The sequence below is a fragment of the Acinetobacter sp. ABJ_C5_2 genome (assembly GCF_044538485.1).
In the GTDB taxonomy this organism is placed as follows: Bacteria; Pseudomonadota; Gammaproteobacteria; order Pseudomonadales; family Moraxellaceae; genus Acinetobacter; species Acinetobacter nosocomialis_A.
The window spans coordinates 96,220-116,421 of record NZ_JBIUCS010000001.1 but is presented as its reverse complement, the minus strand read 5'-3'; the positions used below and the strand labels follow the sequence as shown (position 1 = coordinate 116,421).

The following is a 20,202-nucleotide window of genomic DNA, read 5'->3' as shown; positions in this document are numbered from 1 at the left end:
TTTTAAAAATTTTAAGAGAAATTAAAATCTATAAAAAATATATTTATTAAATAATTATATGCATTTAAAAACTAAAAGCAGAATATGTCTATAGCCAAAAAGATAACGCTCACCTAATAAAAAAGTTTACCTTTCACGGTAAACTTTTTTAACTGAAGCATTCAAAACTATGCAGGAACACCACTATGAAACCGGAAAGTATCATCCGGAGTCAAAATCAGATTTTTTTCAACTTCACGGATGTGTTCAATACGCTGCTGAATATCCTCTTCAGGATCTTTCATTTTTGCAGTTTTTGCGACATCAAGCGCTAGTGCCAAATAGTCTTCAAAATGACGAGATTCAGACTTAAGCAGGTAACGATAATAGCGTCCCAGTTCGTCATCTACACGCGGAGCAAGTGCATAAAAACGTTCGCATGAACGTGCTTCTACAAAAGCTCCTATAACTAGTACGTCAATTAAAGCTTCTGGCTCATATGTGCGTATCTCTTTTCGTAAACCACCTGCATAGCGGCCTGCACTTAAACCTTTCCACTCTTGCCCACGTTTCGTCATAAATTCGAGGACTTGTTCATAATGAAGCATTTCTTCACGTACAAGTTGAGCAAGTTTGACTTGTAGATCTGTAAAAAAACTATAGCGGAACATTAAGTTCATTGCCGTACCAGCTGCTTTTTTCTCGCAATTGGCATGATCTTGCATCAAGATATCTAAATTATTAACGGCCTCATCTAACCATTCATTTGGAGTTTGACACCCCAAAAATGCTAATACTGGCTGCATTAATTCATCGTAATTGATACTCGACATTACTAATTATCCTGCTGCCTGAATCGCTGTTTTCATATCTTTAACAGCCTGTGCCAGACCTACAAAAACACTATCTGCAATAATTGAATGACCAATGTTTAATTCATGAATTTGTGGAATTGCTGCGATTGGTGCAATATTTTTTAAGTTAAGTCCATGACCTGCATTTACAACTAAACCTTTTGAAGCTGCATATTCAACACCTTTTACAATGCGAGCAAGTTCTTCTTGTTGTTCTTGCTCAGTTGCTGCATCAGCATATGCGCCTGTGTGCAACTCAATTGTAGGTGCACCACATGCCACTGCCGCATCAATTTGAGCAAAATCCGCATCAATAAATAATGATACGTCACACCCCAGAGCAGCTAGGGCCTGAGTTGCAGCCTTAACTTTTTCAAAGTTAGTGACTACATCTAAGCCACCTTCAGTTGTTACTTCTTGGCGTTTTTCAGGAACGAAGCATACATGTTGCGGCTTAATTTCTTTTGCAAACTCAACCATTTCATCAGTAACAGCCAACTCCAGATTCATACGTGTTTTTAACAATGGACGCATGCGGCGCACATCATCATCTTGAATATGGCGACGGTCTTCACGCAAATGCAAAGTAATACCTTCTGCACCAGCTTGTTCACAAATAAGAGCAGCTTCTACAGGGTCTGGGTAAGTAGTACCGCGCGCCTGTCTTAAAGTAGCAACATGGTCTATGTTTACACCAAGCAATGCAGCCATAAATAAATCCTAATTACGATTGAGTTTGAGTATTTTGAATCCACAATTGTCGACTTTTTAGGGGACGGTCACCTAAAAGCGATGTAATCATTTGACGGTATAGTTTACCTAATAATTGCAATTGTTCGTGAGAAAAATCCTGCCCTTGCTCATAGTCCAGCATAGATAAAATTGCTTTTCCCGACAAAGATGAACGGCCTGCCTGAACGACTGGAGCAAAACCTTCAGTCACTTGAAACTGATAAAACTGATGAGGCAAAATTTCTTTTTGTGCGCTATCAACTGAGAAATCAATCGCATAGCCTAGCTCTGGAAGTAAGACATGTTCAAACTGCCTTAATATCTGTCTGAGAAAGAGATCTGGATTTTCGTGAGAAGATAATTGTTGTAACTGAAGCAAAGTTAACTGATATTGTTCAAAAGTTTGTGGCATTGCCTCTTCTAATGGGCAAAGTCTTAAAACAATTTCATTTAAATAAAAACCAGCAAAAAAAGCATCACCAAAAAAGAAAACTGGCTGATTTAATATTTCCAGCTTCGTAAAATTTTTAAGTTCACTTTTACCTGTGGCTTGCAACCGAATTGGTTGATATTGAGGAGGCGGAGTCTGTCTTAAAATACCATCAACCCGCCCGTATTCCTGAGTGAAGAGATGCACAATATGGCTTTTTTCACGATATTTACGATGATGAATCATATATCCATGCAGGACTTCATTGCGCATCATAAAAAGAAACTATTCCTTAGATTCTTTTTCTTTCTTATCGTCATCATCACCATCAGGAATTACAGCTCCCACAACAGCAGCTGTACCCTTCATTACACCTTTCGTTGTTTTATAGGCAATACCTACTGGTACGGTTACAAGCTTATATACACAACCTTGTAACATCAATGTACACCCAACAATAGCCAATATTGATGTAATTGCTTTCATACCAGTATTTCCTGCTTATTAGATATCACTATATCCTAAACTTTTTAAAGCACGTTCATCATCAGACCAACCACCTTTAACTTTAACCCATAAGGTAAGCATGATCTTTTGTTCGAACATTTTTTCCATGTCTTTACGAGCATCCATACCAATCGTTTTAAGCTTGGCACCTTTTTCACCAATCACAATTGCTTTTTGGCCAGGACGATCTACAAAAATAGTTGCATCAATATAGGTACAAGCTGGCTTTAATCGACCAGTTTTCTCATTAACAGTTGCCTCTTCCGTTTTAAAAGATTCAATTTGTACTGTTAAATCGTATGGTAGCTCTTCACCCAACTGACGCATGATTTTTTCACGAATGATTTCACTTGCCAAGAAGCGTTCAGAACGGTCCGTAATTTGATCGAATGAATACAGTGGTGGCTGATAAGGAAGATATTTTTCAATCGTTTCACTTAAATGTTCCAAGTTTGCTCCACGAAGGGCTGAAACAGGAACAATCTCAGCAAAATTCATGAGCTTGGTACGCTCTTGAATCAAAGGAAGAATCTCTCTTTTATCTTCAAAAGTATCAGCTTTGTTAATTACCAAAATAACTGGCATTTCAGCGTTCTTGAGTTTCTCAAGCACTAAATCGTCATTTTGAGTCCACTTATAAGCATCGATAACAAATAAAACCAAGTTAACGTCACGTAATGCAGAATGTGCAGCACGGTTCATCATTTTATTGATCGCGCGTACTTCTTTCTTATGCATTCCCGGTGTATCTACATAAACCGCTTGCATTTTTTCACGTGAATCAATGCCAATAATTTTATGGCGTGTCGTTTGAGGTTTACGTGAAGTAATTGAGAGTTTTTGACCCAATAAATGGTTCATGAGGGTAGATTTACCCACATTTGGACGTCCCACAATCGCCACAAATCCGCTCTTAAAATCCGAAGGAATTGTAACGCCTTTGGAACTAAAAAATTGATCAATCAGATTGTTTGGATCTTGGTTTTCATTTGAATCTGGATTGATTTGATCAGAATGCATCGACATGCAGGTTATTGCTCCAATAACTTTAAAATTTCCGCCGCTGCTGCCTGCTCGGCAAAACGACGACTTGACCCCTCACCATAAATCTTTGGTAAACCATCTACCAAACATTCGACTTTAAAGTGTTGATGAGGTGCATCACCCTGAATATCTACAACCTCGTAAACAGGGAGAGGTTTTTTACGTGCTTGTAGATACTCTTGTAAACGTGATTTTGGATCTTTGAGTTGATCTGTTGGCTCAATATGATCTAAATAAGGTACGTACCATTTTAACACAATATCTTTGAGTAGGTTCAGATCACTACTATCAAGATAAATTGCACCAATAATCGCTTCTACCGTATCTGCTAATATTGACTCACGATGATGACCGCCAGATTTCAACTCACCCGTGCTCAATATTAAACACCGACTAAGTTGCAAATCGGTTGCAATTTTACCTAATGCTTCTTGGCGAACCAAAGTTGCACGCATACGCGTTAAGCGCCCCTCATTTTCATGTGGGTAGGCATGGTATAAATAATTAGCAATGATCATCCCCAACAGCGAATCGCCTAAAAACTCCAGACGCTCATAGTTATACTTATGACTCACCGAACGGTGAGTCAAAGCTAACTGTAGCAATTCAGGCTGTTTAAATTGATAACCGATTCGACTGAGTAAGCGAGGATCACTTAGTTTGAACTGATGTTTTGTCAAAACTCTTCTCAAATGTTAAAACTAAATCAATATTCAGTAAGAAAGGCTTTCTTACCTCATATTTCTTTTTGACCGTTAGACCAGACTGGTTAAACACTTCCGCAATCTCTTTAAAATGGAGATCACGAATATTATTCATTTCCAGTCTTTGATCCATCTGTGCCATAAACTTTTGGGGTGTCGTATCAGCTGAGCTTTGTTGCATAAGCTCAGTAATCTGATTATTAATCACACGATCATCCCAATACGCTGGCCAAACTGCAAGTACAGCTTTCACTGCAATTGCAAATATGACCACCCCAAATAAAATTGCTAAATACGAAGTACCCTGTTGTGCCTTACGCATTTTTGTTTTCCTAATGGTTGTTTTTAATCTATTTTCCCATTTCGGTTAAAGCTTGGCAGGTGGAAACCAGGTTCTTTATGCATCCAGACATAGAAAGCTCGGCCTGTTAAGTTTTCTTCAGGAACAAAGCCCCAGAAACGACTATCAGCACTTTGATCGCGGTTGTCCCCCATTGCAAAGTAATGTCCTTTCGGAACGGTTACTTCCCAATATAAACCGTCTTGGTTTGAATATTTGCCATTATCAACATAGTTGATAAATGGTGCCTGACGCGCAACGTTTACGCCTTCAAGCTCACGCATCGTAAAGGTATGATCACCAATAGTTTCTTTATGATAAATAGACGTTGGTGTATCTAAAGCATCTTTTTCACGACTAAACTGTGTTGCTACTTTAGGAACTTTTTGGCCATTAATAATCAATTGTCCATGATCATAAACAATATGGTCACCCGGCAAACCGATTACACGTTTAATATAGCTAATGGTTGGTTGAGGTGGGTAACGGAATACGATGACATCACCACGTTTTGGTTCACCTACATCAATCACTTTTTTATTTACGATAGGTAAACGCACACCATAGTCAAATTTATTAACTAAAATAAAATCGCCAGTCTCTAAAGTTGGAACCATCGAGTCTGATGGAATATTAAATGGTTCATAAAGAAATGAGCGAAGTACAAGTACAACAGCTAAAACTGGCCAAAAGTCATAGGCCCATGTAATAACAAAATTTTCGTTCTCTCGGCCTTTATTCGCACGCTGTTTAAAAACAAGTTTATCTAACAACCACACTGCAAATAAAATCAGCGTAACTGGAACAAGAATTAAATTAAAATCAAAATCCACATGACCTCACTCGCAGCCTAGCTGCTTGCTTTATGGCTGGGAGAATATAAGTTCATCCCAGCCCTTTCTTTTATCTTTCTACTTTCAAAACAGCTAAGAACGCTTCTTGTGGAATTTCTACACTACCCACTTGTTTCATACGTTTCTTACCTTCTTTTTGTTTAGAAAGTAATTTCTTCTTACGAGACACGTCACCGCCATAACATTTTGCTAGAACGTTTTTACGCATCGCCTTAACGGTCGAACGAGCAATAATTTGAGCACCAATGGCAGCCTGAATTGCAACATCAAACATTTGACGTGGAATCAAGTCTTTCATTTTTTCAACTAAAGCAATACCACGATGGCGAGCATCATTACGGTGACAAATCATAGCCAAGGCATCAACCTTTTCACTATTAATTAATACATCAACCTTAACTAAAGATGAACTTTCGAAACGTACGAAGTTATAGTCTAGCGATGCAAAACCACGTGAACATGATTTAAGCTTGTCAAAGAAATCCATTACGACTTCAGCCATTGGAATTTCAAAAGTAATCGAAACTTGATTACCCAAGAACTTCATGTCTTTTTGGACACCACGACGCTCAATACATAAGGTCATGACATTACCTAAGTATTCTTGCGGCACAAGAATATGACATTCAGCAATTGGCTCACGTAAATCTTCAACAACTGAACCATCTGGCATTTTAGACGGACTGTCGATATAGATCGTCTCACCTTTTTTGGTAACAGCTTCATAAACTACTGTTGGTGCCGAACTAATTAAATCGAGATCGTACTCACGTTCTAAACGCTCTTGTACGATTTCCATATGCAACATGCCCAAGAAACCACAGCGGAAACCGAAACCAAGTGCATCCGAACTTTCAGGTTCAAAGAACAAGGCAGAATCGTTAATTTGTAATTTCTGTAATGCTTCGCGGAATGGTTCAAAGTCGCTTGAATCGATTGGGAAAAGACCCGCATAAACCTGCGGTTTAACCTTTTTAAAACCAGGTAAAGTTGCAACGTCTGGTGTTGTTGCAAGTGTAATGGTATCACCTACTGGCGCACCAAAAATGTCTTTAATACCCGCAATAACAAAACCTACTTCACCAGCTTCAAGAATATCTGTTTCAGTATGCTTAGGATTAAATACACCTACAGAAGTTACCGGATGAGTTTGTCCAGTCGATTTAACCAACATTTTGTCGCCCTTACGGATACGACCTTGTTTAATACGAACAAGAGACACTACACCTAAGTAGTTATCAAACCATGAATCGATAATTAAAGCTTGTAATGGAGCTTCACGATCACCTTCTGGTGCCGGAATAACGTCAACTAAACGCTCTAATACACCTTCAACACCTAAACCTGTTTTTGCTGAACAAGTCGGTGCATCTGTCGCTTCAATCCCGATAATTTCTTCAATTTCATGAATTACACGTTCAGGTTCAGCCTGCGGTAAATCAATTTTATTTAAAATAGGAAGAACTTCGAGACCTTGTTCAATCGCGGTATAACAGTTTGCAACTGATTGTGCTTCTACGCCTTGCGCAGCATCGACAACCAACAATGCACCTTCACATGCAGCTAATGAGCGAGATACTTCATACGAGAAGTCAACGTGCCCCGGAGTATCAATAAAGTTAAGCTGATATTCTTGTCCATTTGGATGGGTGTAATACAATGTCACTGAGGCTGCTTTAATGGTAATCCCACGTTCGCGCTCAAGCTCCATTGAGTCCAAGACCTGAGCTTGCATCTCACGATCTTGTAAGCCACCACACATCTGAATAAAACGGTCAGCCAAAGTAGACTTACCATGATCGATATGAGCGATAATCGAGAAATTTCGGATATTTTTGATATCAACTGATTTTTTAGCTTGCGCCATGGGCTACCTTGAGAAAATATAAAGTGCTATGTAGCTTGTTTTAATACATAGCCAAAGCGGTTTAACAAATTGCGAGAGATTATAGCAGATGGATATTTTAAAGTATCCAAAATAATCATGAGCTTTGTACTTATGTTCTAAAAAATGACAATTCAAAGCACATGTAATACTTCCGACTATCGAGCATATGAAATAGTAAAATCTAAAGGATTTATGCTTGAATCAAGGGGCTTATAAGCTTGTGTAAAAGTTGGCGACATTCGTTTTGGTCGACCCGATGCAATTTCAATACATGCCCACTTGGTATTCCCAACAAATAAGACTGCTTGATCAGACGGACGGAAAAAAACATACTGGCGAAATGAATAAAGCGCATTGATATCGTCTAGCCATGTCCGCAATATAATTTCTTCGCCTTCAAACGCAGCCTTACGATATTGCACATGATGCTCAACAGCAACCATTGCATGCTTAAGCTCAAGGTATTTGGTTACGCCTACCCCTAATGTTTCAACATGAGCAGCAGCAACATCTTGCATCCATTGGACATACATTACATTGTTAACATGACCCAAAGCATCAATATGCTGTGGCTGAACCTGAATATGTAAATCGAAAATACTGCTCACAAAACACCCACTTTAATTATTAAATCTAAAGCTACAATTAAATTAGCTAGATCGAACATTATGCCGAATACAAATAATAAAAAACCACCCATTTTCAGGGTGGCTCATTTTTATATCATTTTACTGAATGCGTAAACCAAGCATTGCTCGTTGTCCTTGACGAATGATACCAACACGTGCAACCGTATTTTTTTGTAGGTTAGAAACAACTTTCGCAAAATCTTGGCTATTTAAAATTTGAGTATTATTGACCTGAACAATCACGTCACCCGGAATGATATTTGACAATGACGCCAACCCACCACGGCGGACATCTTGAACATAAATACCACCTTTTACACCCAAAGTATTTTTCTCTGGTTCAGCTAAATCACGAATACTCATGCCTAACACTGGACCTTTAGAAGCAGAGGTCTGAGTACCAGTAGCTGGTGTTTCATCTGGTGCAGTTGCTAAAGTTGCAGTGATATTACGAGTTTTATCATCACGTAACACTTCAAACTGAACGGTTTGGTTTGGCTGAACTTTATTTAATGCGTAGAGTAAATCACTTGTACGCAGCACAGAAGCACCATTAAGTTTTAAAATCACATCACCAGCTCTAAGCCCTGCTTTTTGAGCAGGTGAATTTGGTGTCACTTGTGTGATGAGGGCACCTTCTGGTTTAGGGAGTTTGTAAGCATCGGCAAGATTACGATCAATATCTTGCATCATGACGCCTAGGTATGAACGAGTAACTTTACCTTTTGTTTTAAGCTGTTCAGCTACATCCATCGCAACATCGATTGGAATAGAGAAAGACAAGCCCATATAACCGCCAGTACCACTAAAGATACGTGAGTTTACCCCAACAACTTCGCCATTTTGGTTAAACAATGGACCGCCTGAGTTACCTGGGTTTAGTGCAACGTCAGTTTGAATAAATGGTACAGAAGTTTCACCACTCATGTTTCGTGATTTAGCACTAACAATACCTGCTGAAGCGGAGTAGTCAAAACCAAATGGAGAACCAATTGCCAATACTGGCTCTCCGACTCGTAAGCGGTCAACATTACCAACTTTTAAAGCAGGATAATTACTTCCATTGACTTTTAATAATGCAACATCGGTACGTTCATCACTACCAACAACAGTTGCATCAATTTCACGACGGTCATTTAAAGTAATACTAATGCGGGAAGCATTTTCAATCACATGATGATTTGTGAGTAAGTAACCATCTTTACTAATAAAGAATGCACTACCGTATGCTGTTTTTTCTTGAGGACCTTGTTGCTGTGGAATGATGACCTGATTACCAAAGAAACGTTTTAAAATTTCAGGAACTTGCTGTTGTAACAGTTCATCCTGAGTCATTTTTTTTACGACGTTTACGCTCACCACAGCCGGACTAACTTGTTCAACGAGGTTTGAAAAATCAACAGCAGCATTTGCTTGAACAGCGGCAACTGTAAATACCGCTGCATACATTCCTTGTTGTAAATAGCGAGATTTCATTCGGTGCTCACCCACAATTGGTCTACGAGAATAAGAATAAAACTTTTGTATCACAATGCTTTGGAATTGTGCGTAACAATATGTTTATTTGTAAGACATCATCATCACGTTTATTTTACGCATTGCAATTTTTTAAGCTAATTGCAATTTTTCTGTGACTTAGAGCGCTTAAGCTCTTGCCTTTTTAGGTAAAAAGGGGTGTCATTAGCGGACGTTTTAAATTGATGCGAATGGACATGCCTAATCAACAGACAATTCACCACTTTGACGTGATTATTGTGGGCAGTGGCGGTGCTGGTTTAAGTCTGGCTTTATCGTTACCAAGTCATTTTAATATTGCAGTTTTAGCCAAAGCTGCTTTAACTGAGGCAAGTACCTTCTATGCACAAGGCGGTGTTGCTGCTGTTCTTGATGAAACAGACTCTATTCAACAACATATTAATGACACTATGATTGCAGGTGCTCATTTATGTGAAATGGATGCAGTTCAGCATACTGTCGAAGGTGGTCGCCCTTCTGTTGATTTTCTTTTAAAGCAAGGTGTTCAGTTCACCTTAGATGAAGATGAGCAGCTTCACTTAACTCGCGAAGGCGGCCACTCACAGCGCCGCATTATCCATTCTGCTGATGCTACAGGCAAAGCCATTTCAACTACACTGGTTGAACGTGCGAAAGAACGCAAGAATATTACTATTTTTGAAAACTACATTGCGATTGATTTAATCACGTCGCATAAATTGGGTCATACAGATCAAGCGAATCGCGCTGTTGGTTTGTATGCCTTAGATGAAAATACTGAAAAAGTTCATACCTTCCTTGCACCATTTACCGCACTTGCTTGCGGCGGTGCGATGAAAGCTTACCTTTATACGTCTAACCCTGATATTGCTACAGGCGATGGTATTGCTATGGCTTACCGCGCAGGTTGCCGTGTTGCGAATATGGAATTTAATCAGTTCCATCCAACTTGCCTGTACCATCCACAAGCGCGTTCGTTCTTAATTACTGAAGCGATGCGTGGCGAAGGTGCTTATTTACGCTTGCCAGATGGCGAACGTTTTATGCTTCGTTTTGATGATCGTGCAGAGTTGGCTCCTCGCGATATTGTGGCACGTACCATTGACCATGAAATTAAACGTCTCGGTATTCGCCATGTGTGGTTAGACATTACACACAAATCACCTGAGTTTATTAAAGAGCACTTCCCTACACTTTATGCACGTTTGCTTGAGTTAGGTATCGACATTACAAAAGACATGATTCCAGTAGTGCCGGCTGCACACTATACATGTGGTGGTGTTGTGGTTGATTCAAATAGCCAGACCGATATTGAAGGTCTCTATGCAATTGGTGAAACCTCTTATACAGGTTTACATGGTGCTAACCGTATGGCGAGTAACTCATTACTTGAGTGCTTTGTTTACGGTATGAGCGCAGCAAAAGATATCGAAAATAAGTTTGATGAGAATTTCAAACTACCGAAAGTACCGACTTGGGATGACTCTCAAGTAACCAACCCAGATGAAGATGTGGTGATTTTACAAAACTGGGATGAATTACGTTCAACCATGTGGAACTACGTTGGTATTGTAAGAACCACGAAACGTTTAGAACGTGCTTTACACCGTATAGAAATGTTAAAGCGTGAAATCACTGAATATTATCAAGACTACCGTGTCAGCAAAAACCTGATTGAACTGCGTAATCTTGTTTTAGTATCTGAGATGATTGTGCGCTGTGCCATGCACCGCAAAGAGTCACGTGGTCTACATTACACGCTCGATTATCCGGAAACTTCGAACGAGATTCGTAAAACTGTGTTAACTCCTCCAAATTTTGCAGTAGAACAACCATTGGTTAATACCGAAATTTAAACTGTTTTTCTACAAAAAAGCACAGCTCTGGCTGTGCTTTTTATTTAGGTTAATATTTATGATCGAGGAGGAATTGAATAAGTCGCGGTCACATGTGCCACCGGTTCCTCTTGCCCTACTGAATAAATCCATACCTCACCCACCACAAGACTCTTCCCTACTTTCATGAGCTTACATTCGCTACGTAGATCTTTATCACCTGCGGGTTTTCTTAAAAAATTAATATTAAAATTAGTCGTGACAGCTAAACCAACAATTCCGATTTCACCGAGTATTGCAATATACAAAGCAAAGTCTGCCAAAGTCATCATGGTAGGCCCAGATATAGTACCGCCCGGACGTTGATGTCTTTGATCAACGTGATAATAAACGACAGCAGCTTTAGGCGTGACTGATTCAATCGTGCAATGTTCAAGACTTGGCGGAAATTCCTTTTCAAGAAACGCTACAATTTCTTCTTTTGAACTTTTCATCCTTGTTTTTCTTCGATTTCAGAACAATATTCAAAATAGCATAGAATACTGACTCATATTTTCTATGACCTTTTAAACCAGATTTATTATTATTTTTAACCACTCCCACAAAATATGAGAGTGGCTTTTATTATTACTTATCCTAAATATTGCAAAGCCTGCTCAAACACCTGATCAGGACTTTGCGTAGCATCTAAACGTTTAATACGTTCAGGTTCAGCTTTCCATAAGGTCTCATAACCTTCGCGAACTTTAGTAAAGAAACTTAACTTTTCTTGTTCAAAACGGTCTAAAGCTCCACGCTCACGTGCACGGTTCATACCAAGTTCAATCGGTGCATCTAACCAAAAAGTCACCTCAGGCATGCGTGAAACAAAGTTCTGATTTAAAAGCTGTAATTTATCTTGGCTTAAACCACGACCCGAACATTGATAAGCAAAGCTTGCATCGGTAAAGCGATCACTTAAAACAATTTTATTAGACTCTAGAGCCGGCAAAATGACTTGTTGTAAGTGTTGAGCACGTGCCGCATAAATTAAGAGTAGTTCAGTATCATGGCTCATATTTTCATCATGATTCACCGCCAAAAGCATTGAACGTATTTGTTCTGCTAATGGCGTACCACCCGGTTCACGGGTTAAAACAACTTGTTTACCTTGCTCTTCAAAATGCTGATGAATTTTTCGAATGAGTGTAGTTTTACCTACCCCTTCCGTGCCTTCAAAGCTAATAAACATCTCTTTTCCTTATTTCTTCGATCTCAACACGGATAAATACTGCTGCACCGCTTGATTATGAGCCTGCAAATCTGCAGTAAATTTATGACCACCATTACCAGTTGCCACAAAATAAATATTATTTGAGTCATCTGGATGTAATGCAGCTTCAATTGCTTTTTGACTTGGTAAGGCAATTGGTGTTGGCGGTAAGCCATTAATTGTATAAGTATTATATGGCGTTGGTGTACGTAAGTCTTCGCGAGTAATGTTACCCTTATAGTTTGCACCCATGCCATAAATTACGGTTGGGTCAGTTTGTAGACGCATACCAATTTTCAGACGGCGTACAAATACACCAGATACTTGCTCAAGCTCACTATCTAAACTTGTTTCTTTTTCAACAATTGAAGCCATAATCAAAGCTTCATACTTATCTTTATAAGGTAAATTTGGTGCACGATTCGCCCAAGCTGTATCTAATGCTTTCATTTGGTGATGATATAAATCCGTCAGGATTTTTTTATCAGTTTCACCTTTTGCAAAGAAATAAGTGTTAGGCGCAAATAAACCTTCCGGATGATGATAAGGAATTCCTAGCGCCTTCATCAGCTGATCATCTGGTAAGTCAAGTATTGTATTTTTTACATTTTTATCATTTTTGAGTGCAGTAATAAGCTGCTTAAAAGTCGTACCTTCAATCACTAAAATACGGTTCATCTGAGCATTATCAGCATTAGACAACATCTCTAATACTTGTCTTACGCTCATACCCTGCTCAACTTCATATACACCAGCTTTCATGCTGTCATGAATCATAAATCTTTGATAAAGCTTAAGTACAATAGGAAAATGGATTTTGTTTTCTTTTGCTAAATGATCGATAAAACCAGAGTAGGTCTCACCTGAAGTGATCGATAGCATCTGCTTTTTCCCTTCAATAGGATAAGCTTTAAATAAACTTGACCATAAAATAGCAAAAATAGAAATTAAAACGATAAAACAGCCAATGAGCACCAACTTTTTAGGAAAATGAGATGCTGTTTTCTTGCCCTTTTTTTTAGCATTTTTTGCTTTCGCGTTCACAGGTGGCTTCGGCATATTAATGAATCTGATTCAAGTTAAGAGTATGAAATAAATTTAGGCACGCCTGTGAATCTAGAGTTTGTTCACCGATTTGAGTAACCACTCGCATTGGATGTAAAGCATTACAAAAGAATAGACTCTGTATTTGTGGTACTTCATCTAGCTCAATTATTCTGACTTCGCAGGCAATTCCATGGTGCTGCATACGTGCCAAAATTTCTGCACGCATCACACCGTGGACGCCATTATAGCGAAGTTCCGGTGTAATCCATCTATCATTTAAACGAATAAAACAATTACTGCTTACCCCTTCAACAATATAACCTTGTACATCAGATACTAATGCTTCTGCCCAGCCTTGTTGATCTGCTTCTTTTTTTAGCAGTACCTGTTCAAGACGGTTTAAAGATTTAAGTCCAACTAAACTCGGCATGGTTAAACCCAAGGCCTGATTTAAAACCCCACACTCAATAAAATCTGGTCGGAACTGGTCCAATGCTTTTGGATAGAACCAGACATAAATATCTGCTTCATGCTTTGGCAAACTATAACCACGGTCACCTTCACCACGGCTAATCACAATTTTTAAAGTACCGTTGAGTACAAGGTTTTGTTTATATAGATGCTGCAAACTCTGTTCAATGAAGTCAAAGTTTGCAGTTAATACTAGTTTTTGACAGGCAAGTTTTAGACGTTCCGAGTGACGTGCTTTAAGCTCAATCTTATTTTGAAAAACACGAATTGTGGTAAAGCATCCATCTCCATAATGAAATGCTCGGTCTAGTAACGGAATGGTTTCAACAGGTTGCCCATTTTTAAAACACCACATGCTTAATCCGTCCTTTCTTAAAAACCGCCCAACAATACAACACCTTTCATTTAATTAATAAATGACTGATTTTAAAAAATTATACCGATTTAATCAGGACTTTTGAAACTTGTTATATATCAAGATTTAAGAATAGCTTATCCATTTTTTATATTTCTATATTTTTCATATTAAATTCGTTTTTTATTATTTTTTTAGAATAAAGACTAGCGCTATTCTGCGTTCATGTTTTGAACATTTCGTATTTTTGAGGGGTTATCTCATGCGTTTTTCTCAATTAAAAGTCGGGGTTATTGCTGCACTTCTTTCTGTTTCATCATTTGCAGCTCAAGAATTCTTAAACGTTTCTTACGATCCAACTCGCGAGTTATATACAGACTTTAATAAACAGTTTGGTACTTACTGGAAACAGCGTACTGGACAAGATATTCAGTTTAAACAATCACACGGTGGTTCTGGTAAACAGGCCCGTGCCGTGATTGATGGCTTAAATGCTGACGTTGTGACATTAGCTCTTGCAGCTGATATCGATGAAATTGCAGAAAAAGCAAAATTGCTTCCTACTGATTGGCAGAAGAAATTGCCACAAAACTCTACTCCATACACATCAACAATCGTGTTTTTGGTACGTAAGGGTAACCCTAAACAAATTAAAGATTGGGGTGATTTAATCAAACCAGGTGTAGAAATTATTACACCAAACCCGAAAACTTCTGGCGGTGCCCGCTGGAACTACCTTGCAGCTTGGGCTTGGGCAAAACATCAACCAGGTGGTAACGATGCTAAAGCACAAGAATATGTCCGCCAAATTTATAAGCACACTAAAGTTCTAGATTCGGGTGCACGCGGTGCAACCACGACTTTTGCTGAACGTGGCATTGGTGACGTATTACTTGCTTGGGAAAATGAAGCTCACTTAGCTGTTCGCGAACAACCGGGCAAATTTGAAATTATTACCCCGTCTCTTTCGATTTTAGCTGAACCACCAGTTGCTGTTGTTGAGAAAAACGCTGCTAAAAAAGGCAACCTCACCATCGCTAAAGGTTACCTCAACTACTTGTACTCACCTGCTGGCCAAGAAATTGCAGCACGTAACTTCTACCGCCCTCGTAATGCAGCCGTACTCAAAAAATACAGCAATGTATTTAAGCCATTGAAACTCGTAACAATTGATAAAGAGTTTGGCGGTTGGACAAAAGTGCAAAAACAACACTTTGATAATGGTGGTGTTTTCGATCAAATCGTGAAAATCAATAGTACAGAGAAGTAATTCTTTGTACTAACGATAAGGAGAACAGACATGACTCACTCTGTAATTGTTCCAGGTGTAGGTGGAAGTGAACATCAACATTGGCAATCTTGGTTGCAGCGTCAACTCGTGTCTAGTTCTCGTGTTGAGCAAAAAAACTGGGATAGACCCGTATTAAGTGAATGGATTGAGCAATTCGTTAAAACTGTTCAAGCAGTACAAGCACCCGTGCAAATTGTTGCGCATAGTTTCGGTTGCTTAACAAGTGTTGCTGCTTTGGCTGAGCATCCTGAGTTACAAGTTCAAGTTAAAAAACTAATTTTGGTTGCTCCTGCAAATCCGGCACGTTTTGGTGAAGCAGGTTTTGCCCGTCATAGCTTGACTGACTACAAAGATTATTTTCATCAGTTAAAAATTAATGTGCCTACAACACTACTGATTAGTGAAAATGATCCTTGGTTAGATTTTTTTGATGCTTTACAACTTGCTAAAGCTTGGCAATTAAACCCAATTAATCTTGGGCAAGTCGGTCATATCAATGTTGCTTCTGGTTTTGGCCCATTCCCTGACTTACTGAACTATCTACTTCCTGAAGACTCGATGTGTAGCCACTCATCTATTGATCCGGTAAAGACACATTTCTCTTTGAAATTTGCTTAATACCCAGCTTTATACCGCGCCGTTTATCTTTATTTATTCGCTTACTGGTTTCAGCAGGCTTTTCTCTTTGAGGAAATATCATGTCGCAGCGATCCCGAGTGCTGCCTGGGTTTGGTCTATCATTGGGCTTCACCCTCGCCTACGTTTCTTTTATTGTGCTTATTCCATTAGCCGCAGTCTTTATCAAATCATTTGGAATCGGATGGGACGGACTATGGGAAATTTTAACTTCTGAACGTATTTTAAAATCGCTTCAACTCAGCTTTAGTTCAGCTTTAATTGCAGCGTTTATTAATGTTGTTTTCGGACTACTTTTAGCTTGGTGCCTTGTCCGTTATAACTTTCCCGGAAAACGTCTGGTTGATGCCTTAGTAGACTTACCTTTTGCACTTCCAACAGCAGTTGCAGGTATTGCTCTCACTTCGCTTTATGCCCCTACTGGCTGGATTGGTCAATATTTAGAACCACTCGGTATTCATGTTGCTTATACACCTATCGGGATTACGCTAGCTTTAGTATTTATTGGTATTCCCTTTATTGTTCGAACTGTTCAACCCGTACTAAGCGATATCGAAACCGAGCTTGAAGAGGCTGCTTCTGCACTTGGAGCAAATCGCTGGCAGACCATTACTAAAATTATTTTGCCAATATTACTACCTGCGCTATTTACAGGCTTTGCTTTAGCATTTGCCCGTGGCGTGGGTGAATATGGTTCTGTAATTTTCATCGCAGGTAACCAGCCGTTTAAAACAGAAATTGCCCCGCTCATGATCATTTCTCGTCTTGAAGAATATGACTATGCAGGTGCAACGACTATTGCTGCGGTTATGTTAGTTCTCTCTTTCATTATTTTATTTGTCATTAACTTACTTCAAGCATGGGCAAACCGTCGTACAGGGAGAAATATCACATGAACCTACATACCGACAGCAATGCGCTTGCTTTGAAGCTACAGTCTCGTGATGCAACTCGTGAACCGACTTGGGTACGTTATACACTCATTACAGTTGCACTGATTTTCTTTCTTAGCTGCCTGATGTTGCCACTTATTCTGGTTTTTGTTGAAGCGTTTAAACAAGGTCTTGAAGTCTATGTTCAGGCTTTAATTGATCCAGATACGTTGTCAGCGGTGAAATTAACATTACTCACCGCAGCGATTGCCGTACCGATTAACGTGATATTTGGTGTTGCCGCTGCATGGGCTGTTTCCAAGTTCCAGTTTAAAGGCAAAGCGATTTTAACCACCATTATTGATATGCCTTTTTCAGTTTCACCTGTTATTGCGGGTTTAATGATTGTACTGATTTTTGGTGCTCAAGGTTGGTTAGGCGGCTGGTTAATGGACCATGACATTAAGATTTTATATGCGGTGCCCGGAATTGTTTTAGCGACCATCTTTATTACCGTTCCTTTTGTTGCACGTGAGTTAATTCCTCTTATGGAAGCTCAAGGAACAGAAGAAGAAGAAGCTGCGATTGTACTTGGTGCGTCAGGCTGGCAAACCTTTTGGAAAGTCACTCTGCCTAACATTAAGTGGGGTTTAATTTACGGCGTGATTTTGTGTAATGCCCGTGCAATGGGTGAGTTCGGTGCAGTATCGGTAGTTTCTGGCCACATCCGTGGTGAAACCAATACCCTGCCACTTCATGTTGAAATTTTATATAACGAGTACACCTTCAGTGCAGCCTTTGCCGTGTCCTCATTACTTGCTTTCTTAGCCTTATTAACACTGGTATTGAAAACTTGGTTAGAACTACATCAAGACAAACCAGAACCGCATTCAACTGATTCGTAAGGAATGAAATCATGAGTATTCAAGTTAAGAATATTGAAAAACACTTTGGTGCATTCCATGCGCTTAAAAATATTTCCCTAGACTTTCCAGAGGGTGAACTGGTTGCGCTACTCGGACCATCTGGCTGCGGTAAAACGACACTACTTCGTATTATTGCTGGCTTAGAGTCAGCCGATGGCGGTCAAGTATTACTTGAAGGTGAAGATGCAACAAATGTCCATGTTCGCGAACGTCAGGTTGGCTTTGTATTTCAGCACTATGCTTTATTCCGTCATATGACTGTATTTGACAATATTGCCTTTGGTTTACGTGTTCGCCCTCGTGCGACCCGTCCTTCGGAAGCTGAGATTAAAAAACGTGTTACTCGTCTGCTTGACCTAGTTCAACTGGGCTTTTTAGCAGACCGCTACCCTGCTCAGCTTTCTGGTGGTCAACGTCAACGTATTGCTTTAGCCCGTGCGTTGGCAGTAGAGCCACGAGTCTTATTACTTGATGAACCCTTTGGCGCACTTGATGCCAAAGTCCGTAAAGAGTTACGTCGCTGGTTACGGAACTTGCATGACGAATTGCATATCACTTCAATTTTCGTAACCCATGACCAAGAAGAAGCTCTTGAAGTGGCTGACCAGATTATTGTGATGAATAAAGGTAACGTCGAACAAATTGGTTCACCACGTGAAGTCTACGAAAAACCTGCAACACCATTTGTATTTGATTTCTTGGGTCAAGCAAATCGTTTTGAAGGTGAACATGCTGGCGGTATTATCCGTATTGGCAATGATCGTATCGAATTACCGACTACAGTTCAGGCACCGCAAGGAAAAGTGATTGCTTTTGCCCGTCCGGATGAGTTACATATTCATTCGCAACCACAGGCAAATACAATTGAAGCAACTTTTGTACGTGAAGTCTGGATTGCTGGAAAAGTAGTGGCGGAATTACAAGATCGTAATGGACGTTTAATTGAGATTGCTCTGAGCAGTGAAGCTGCAAAACAACATGCATTTAAACCAAATCAAACTGTTTGGGTGAGTGCATCTCAACTTCATCTATTTGCAGATCAAGTTGCTTAAGGAATTATTTGGTGAGGAGCCATCTCGCGGAATTTAAAGCCGTTCCTCACCTCTTTCGAGGAAAAGTGTAAATGAACTTTCAACAATTAAGAATTATCCGAGAAACAGTACGCCAAAACTTTAATTTAACGGAAGCATCTGCCGCGTTATACACCTCTCAATCAGGTGTAAGTAAACATATTAAAGATTTAGAAGATGAATTAGGTGTACAACTTTTCGTTCGTAAAGGTAAACGTTTACTTGGTTTAACTGAACCGGGCCAGTCGCTACTTAGCATTGTGGAGCGTATGCTTGTAGATGCTGAAAATATTAAACGTCTTGCTGATGACTTTAATAAAGTAGATGAAGGTACGTTAACAATTGCGACAACGCATACTCAAGCACGTTATGTACTACCACCGATCGTCAATCAATTTAAAAAGCTGTTCCCTAAAGTACATTTGATTTTGCAACAAGCCAGTCCTGTAGAAATTGCAGAAATGCTTTTACAAGGTGAAGCCGATATTGGTATTGCGACAGAATCTTTAACAACTGAAGAAAATTTAGCAAGTATTCCCTACTATCAATGGCAGCACAGTATTATTACACCGCAAGAGCACCCACTTGCCAAACTCGATAAGATTGATCTTGATGCTTTATCTGAATATCCACTGATTACTTATCATGGTGGTTTTACAGGTCGTTCTAAAATCGATAAAGCATTTGAAGATGCTCAAATTGATGCTGATATCGTAATGTCTGCTCTTGATGCCGATGTTATTAAAACGTATGTAGAACTTGGTATGGGCGTCGGAATTGTCAACGATGTTGCTTACGATGCTGAACGTGACTATCGTTTAAAGCAAATTAAAACTGATATCTTTGGTGTTAACACCACATGGATTGCTGTTCGTAAAGGCCATCTCTTACGTGGTTACGGTTATGAGTTTATTTCTTTATGCTCACCTGATGCCGACATTAAAGCATTGAAAAAAATTGCTTATCCAGATGAATAAAAATTAAGAACAGAA

22 protein-coding genes are annotated in these 20,202 nt (G+C 39.4%); 7 read left to right on the top strand and 15 right to left on the bottom strand.

Going from position 1 to position 20,202, the window contains the following annotated elements:
• Window positions 1–167: 167 nt before the first annotated feature.
• The 11 genes from ACH8JV_RS00585 to ACH8JV_RS00535 all read right to left on the bottom strand — a co-directional run bounded on the left by ACH8JV_RS00585 (window position 168) and on the right by ACH8JV_RS00535 (window position 9,437).
• Window positions 168–812, bottom strand: a complete 645-nt coding sequence (locus tag ACH8JV_RS00585; RefSeq protein WP_151739120.1) for a tRNA-(ms[2]io[6]A)-hydroxylase — start codon at window positions 810–812, stop codon at window positions 168–170.
• Between the two features lie 6 nt (window positions 813–818).
• A complete protein-coding gene (pdxJ, locus tag ACH8JV_RS00580) occupies window positions 819–1,544 on the bottom strand; it encodes a pyridoxine 5'-phosphate synthase (RefSeq protein WP_016804931.1) in 726 nt (241 codons plus the stop codon).
• Window positions 1,545–1,557: 13 nt separating this feature from the next.
• The gene (locus tag ACH8JV_RS00575; protein ID WP_022575281.1) at window positions 1,558–2,271 is read right to left on the bottom strand and encodes a DNA repair protein RecO; all 714 of its coding nucleotides are present in this window, start codon (window positions 2,269–2,271) and stop codon (window positions 1,558–1,560) included.
• Window positions 2,272–2,280: 9 nt separating this feature from the next.
• On the bottom strand, window positions 2,281–2,481 hold the full coding sequence (locus tag ACH8JV_RS00570; RefSeq protein ID WP_396519153.1) for an NF038104 family lipoprotein: 201 nt from the start codon (window positions 2,479–2,481) through the stop codon (window positions 2,281–2,283).
• Window positions 2,482–2,499: 18 nt separating this feature from the next.
• Complete coding sequence (gene era / locus ACH8JV_RS00565; RefSeq protein ID WP_080593587.1) at window positions 2,500–3,522, bottom strand: GTPase Era; 1,023 nt, start codon at window positions 3,520–3,522, stop codon at window positions 2,500–2,502.
• 11 nt (window positions 3,523–3,533) lie between these two features.
• Complete coding sequence (gene rnc, locus ACH8JV_RS00560; RefSeq protein WP_004707545.1) at window positions 3,534–4,226, bottom strand: ribonuclease III; 693 nt, start codon at window positions 4,224–4,226, stop codon at window positions 3,534–3,536.
• Complete coding sequence (locus ACH8JV_RS00555; RefSeq protein WP_016804956.1) at window positions 4,198–4,572, bottom strand: DUF4845 domain-containing protein; 375 nt, start codon at window positions 4,570–4,572, stop codon at window positions 4,198–4,200. The genes rnc and ACH8JV_RS00555 overlap by 29 nt, the downstream gene beginning before the upstream one ends.
• Window positions 4,573–4,595: 23 nt before the next feature.
• The gene (gene lepB / locus ACH8JV_RS00550; RefSeq protein WP_016804957.1) at window positions 4,596–5,423 is read right to left on the bottom strand and encodes a signal peptidase I; all 828 of its coding nucleotides are present in this window, start codon (window positions 5,421–5,423) and stop codon (window positions 4,596–4,598) included.
• Window positions 5,424–5,493: 70 nt separating this feature from the next.
• A complete protein-coding gene (gene lepA, locus ACH8JV_RS00545; protein ID WP_004699962.1) occupies window positions 5,494–7,311 on the bottom strand; it encodes a translation elongation factor 4 in 1,818 nt (605 codons plus the stop codon).
• 176 nt (window positions 7,312–7,487) lie between these two features.
• The gene (locus ACH8JV_RS00540) at window positions 7,488–7,940 is read right to left on the bottom strand and encodes a thioesterase family protein (protein WP_016804958.1); all 453 of its coding nucleotides are present in this window, start codon (window positions 7,938–7,940) and stop codon (window positions 7,488–7,490) included.
• Window positions 7,941–8,060: 120 nt separating this feature from the next.
• Window positions 8,061–9,437, bottom strand: a complete 1,377-nt coding sequence (locus tag ACH8JV_RS00535) for a Do family serine endopeptidase (RefSeq protein WP_396462436.1) — start codon at window positions 9,435–9,437, stop codon at window positions 8,061–8,063.
• A 230-nt stretch (window positions 9,438–9,667) separates the two neighbouring features.
• Between ACH8JV_RS00535 and nadB the strand changes: the two genes are divergently transcribed.
• Complete coding sequence (gene nadB, locus ACH8JV_RS00530; protein ID WP_263614354.1) at window positions 9,668–11,311, top strand: L-aspartate oxidase; 1,644 nt, start codon at window positions 9,668–9,670, stop codon at window positions 11,309–11,311.
• Window positions 11,312–11,367: 56 nt separating this feature from the next.
• On the opposite strand, the gene ACH8JV_RS00525 is transcribed toward nadB, so the two are convergent.
• The 4 genes from ACH8JV_RS00525 to pabC all read right to left on the bottom strand — a co-directional run bounded on the left by ACH8JV_RS00525 (window position 11,368) and on the right by pabC (window position 14,415).
• Window positions 11,368–11,784 (bottom strand): PaaI family thioesterase, encoded by a 417-nt coding sequence (locus ACH8JV_RS00525; protein ID WP_396462435.1) that lies wholly within the window; start codon window positions 11,782–11,784, stop codon window positions 11,368–11,370.
• Window positions 11,785–11,921: 137 nt separating this feature from the next.
• Window positions 11,922–12,521, bottom strand: a complete 600-nt coding sequence (tmk, locus tag ACH8JV_RS00520) for a dTMP kinase (RefSeq protein WP_000470764.1) — start codon at window positions 12,519–12,521, stop codon at window positions 11,922–11,924.
• A 9-nt stretch (window positions 12,522–12,530) separates the two neighbouring features.
• Window positions 12,531–13,601: an endolytic transglycosylase MltG gene (mltG, locus tag ACH8JV_RS00515; protein WP_396519151.1), complete on the bottom strand. Its 1,071-nt coding sequence runs from the start codon at window positions 13,599–13,601 to the stop codon at window positions 12,531–12,533.
• Between the two features lies 1 nt (window position 13,602).
• Window positions 13,603–14,415 (bottom strand): aminodeoxychorismate lyase, encoded by an 813-nt coding sequence (pabC, locus tag ACH8JV_RS00510; protein WP_396519149.1) that lies wholly within the window; start codon window positions 14,413–14,415, stop codon window positions 13,603–13,605.
• Between the two features lie 262 nt (window positions 14,416–14,677).
• On the opposite strand from pabC, the gene ACH8JV_RS00505 reads away from it, so the two are divergent.
• The 6 genes from ACH8JV_RS00505 to ACH8JV_RS00480 all read left to right on the top strand — a co-directional run bounded on the left by ACH8JV_RS00505 (window position 14,678) and on the right by ACH8JV_RS00480 (window position 20,187).
• Window positions 14,678–15,685: a sulfate ABC transporter substrate-binding protein gene (locus tag ACH8JV_RS00505; protein ID WP_261487971.1), complete on the top strand. Its 1,008-nt coding sequence runs from the start codon at window positions 14,678–14,680 to the stop codon at window positions 15,683–15,685.
• Window positions 15,686–15,715: 30 nt separating this feature from the next.
• Entirely contained in the window at window positions 15,716–16,324 is a 609-nt protein-coding gene (locus ACH8JV_RS00500; RefSeq protein ID WP_016804963.1) for an alpha/beta hydrolase, read from the top strand.
• Window positions 16,325–16,404: 80 nt separating this feature from the next.
• Window positions 16,405–17,238 (top strand): sulfate ABC transporter permease subunit CysT, encoded by an 834-nt coding sequence (cysT, locus tag ACH8JV_RS00495; protein ID WP_004707527.1) that lies wholly within the window; start codon window positions 16,405–16,407, stop codon window positions 17,236–17,238.
• A complete protein-coding gene (gene cysW, locus ACH8JV_RS00490) occupies window positions 17,235–18,119 on the top strand; it encodes a sulfate ABC transporter permease subunit CysW (protein ID WP_002052783.1) in 885 nt (294 codons plus the stop codon). The genes cysT and cysW overlap by 4 nt, the downstream gene beginning before the upstream one ends.
• A gap of 11 nt (window positions 18,120–18,130) precedes the next feature.
• Window positions 18,131–19,192: a sulfate/molybdate ABC transporter ATP-binding protein gene (locus ACH8JV_RS00485; protein ID WP_002052588.1), complete on the top strand. Its 1,062-nt coding sequence runs from the start codon at window positions 18,131–18,133 to the stop codon at window positions 19,190–19,192.
• A 71-nt stretch (window positions 19,193–19,263) separates the two neighbouring features.
• Window positions 19,264–20,187: a CysB family HTH-type transcriptional regulator gene (locus ACH8JV_RS00480; protein WP_263614360.1), complete on the top strand. Its 924-nt coding sequence runs from the start codon at window positions 19,264–19,266 to the stop codon at window positions 20,185–20,187.
• The last annotated feature ends 15 nt before the right edge of the window (window positions 20,188–20,202 follow it).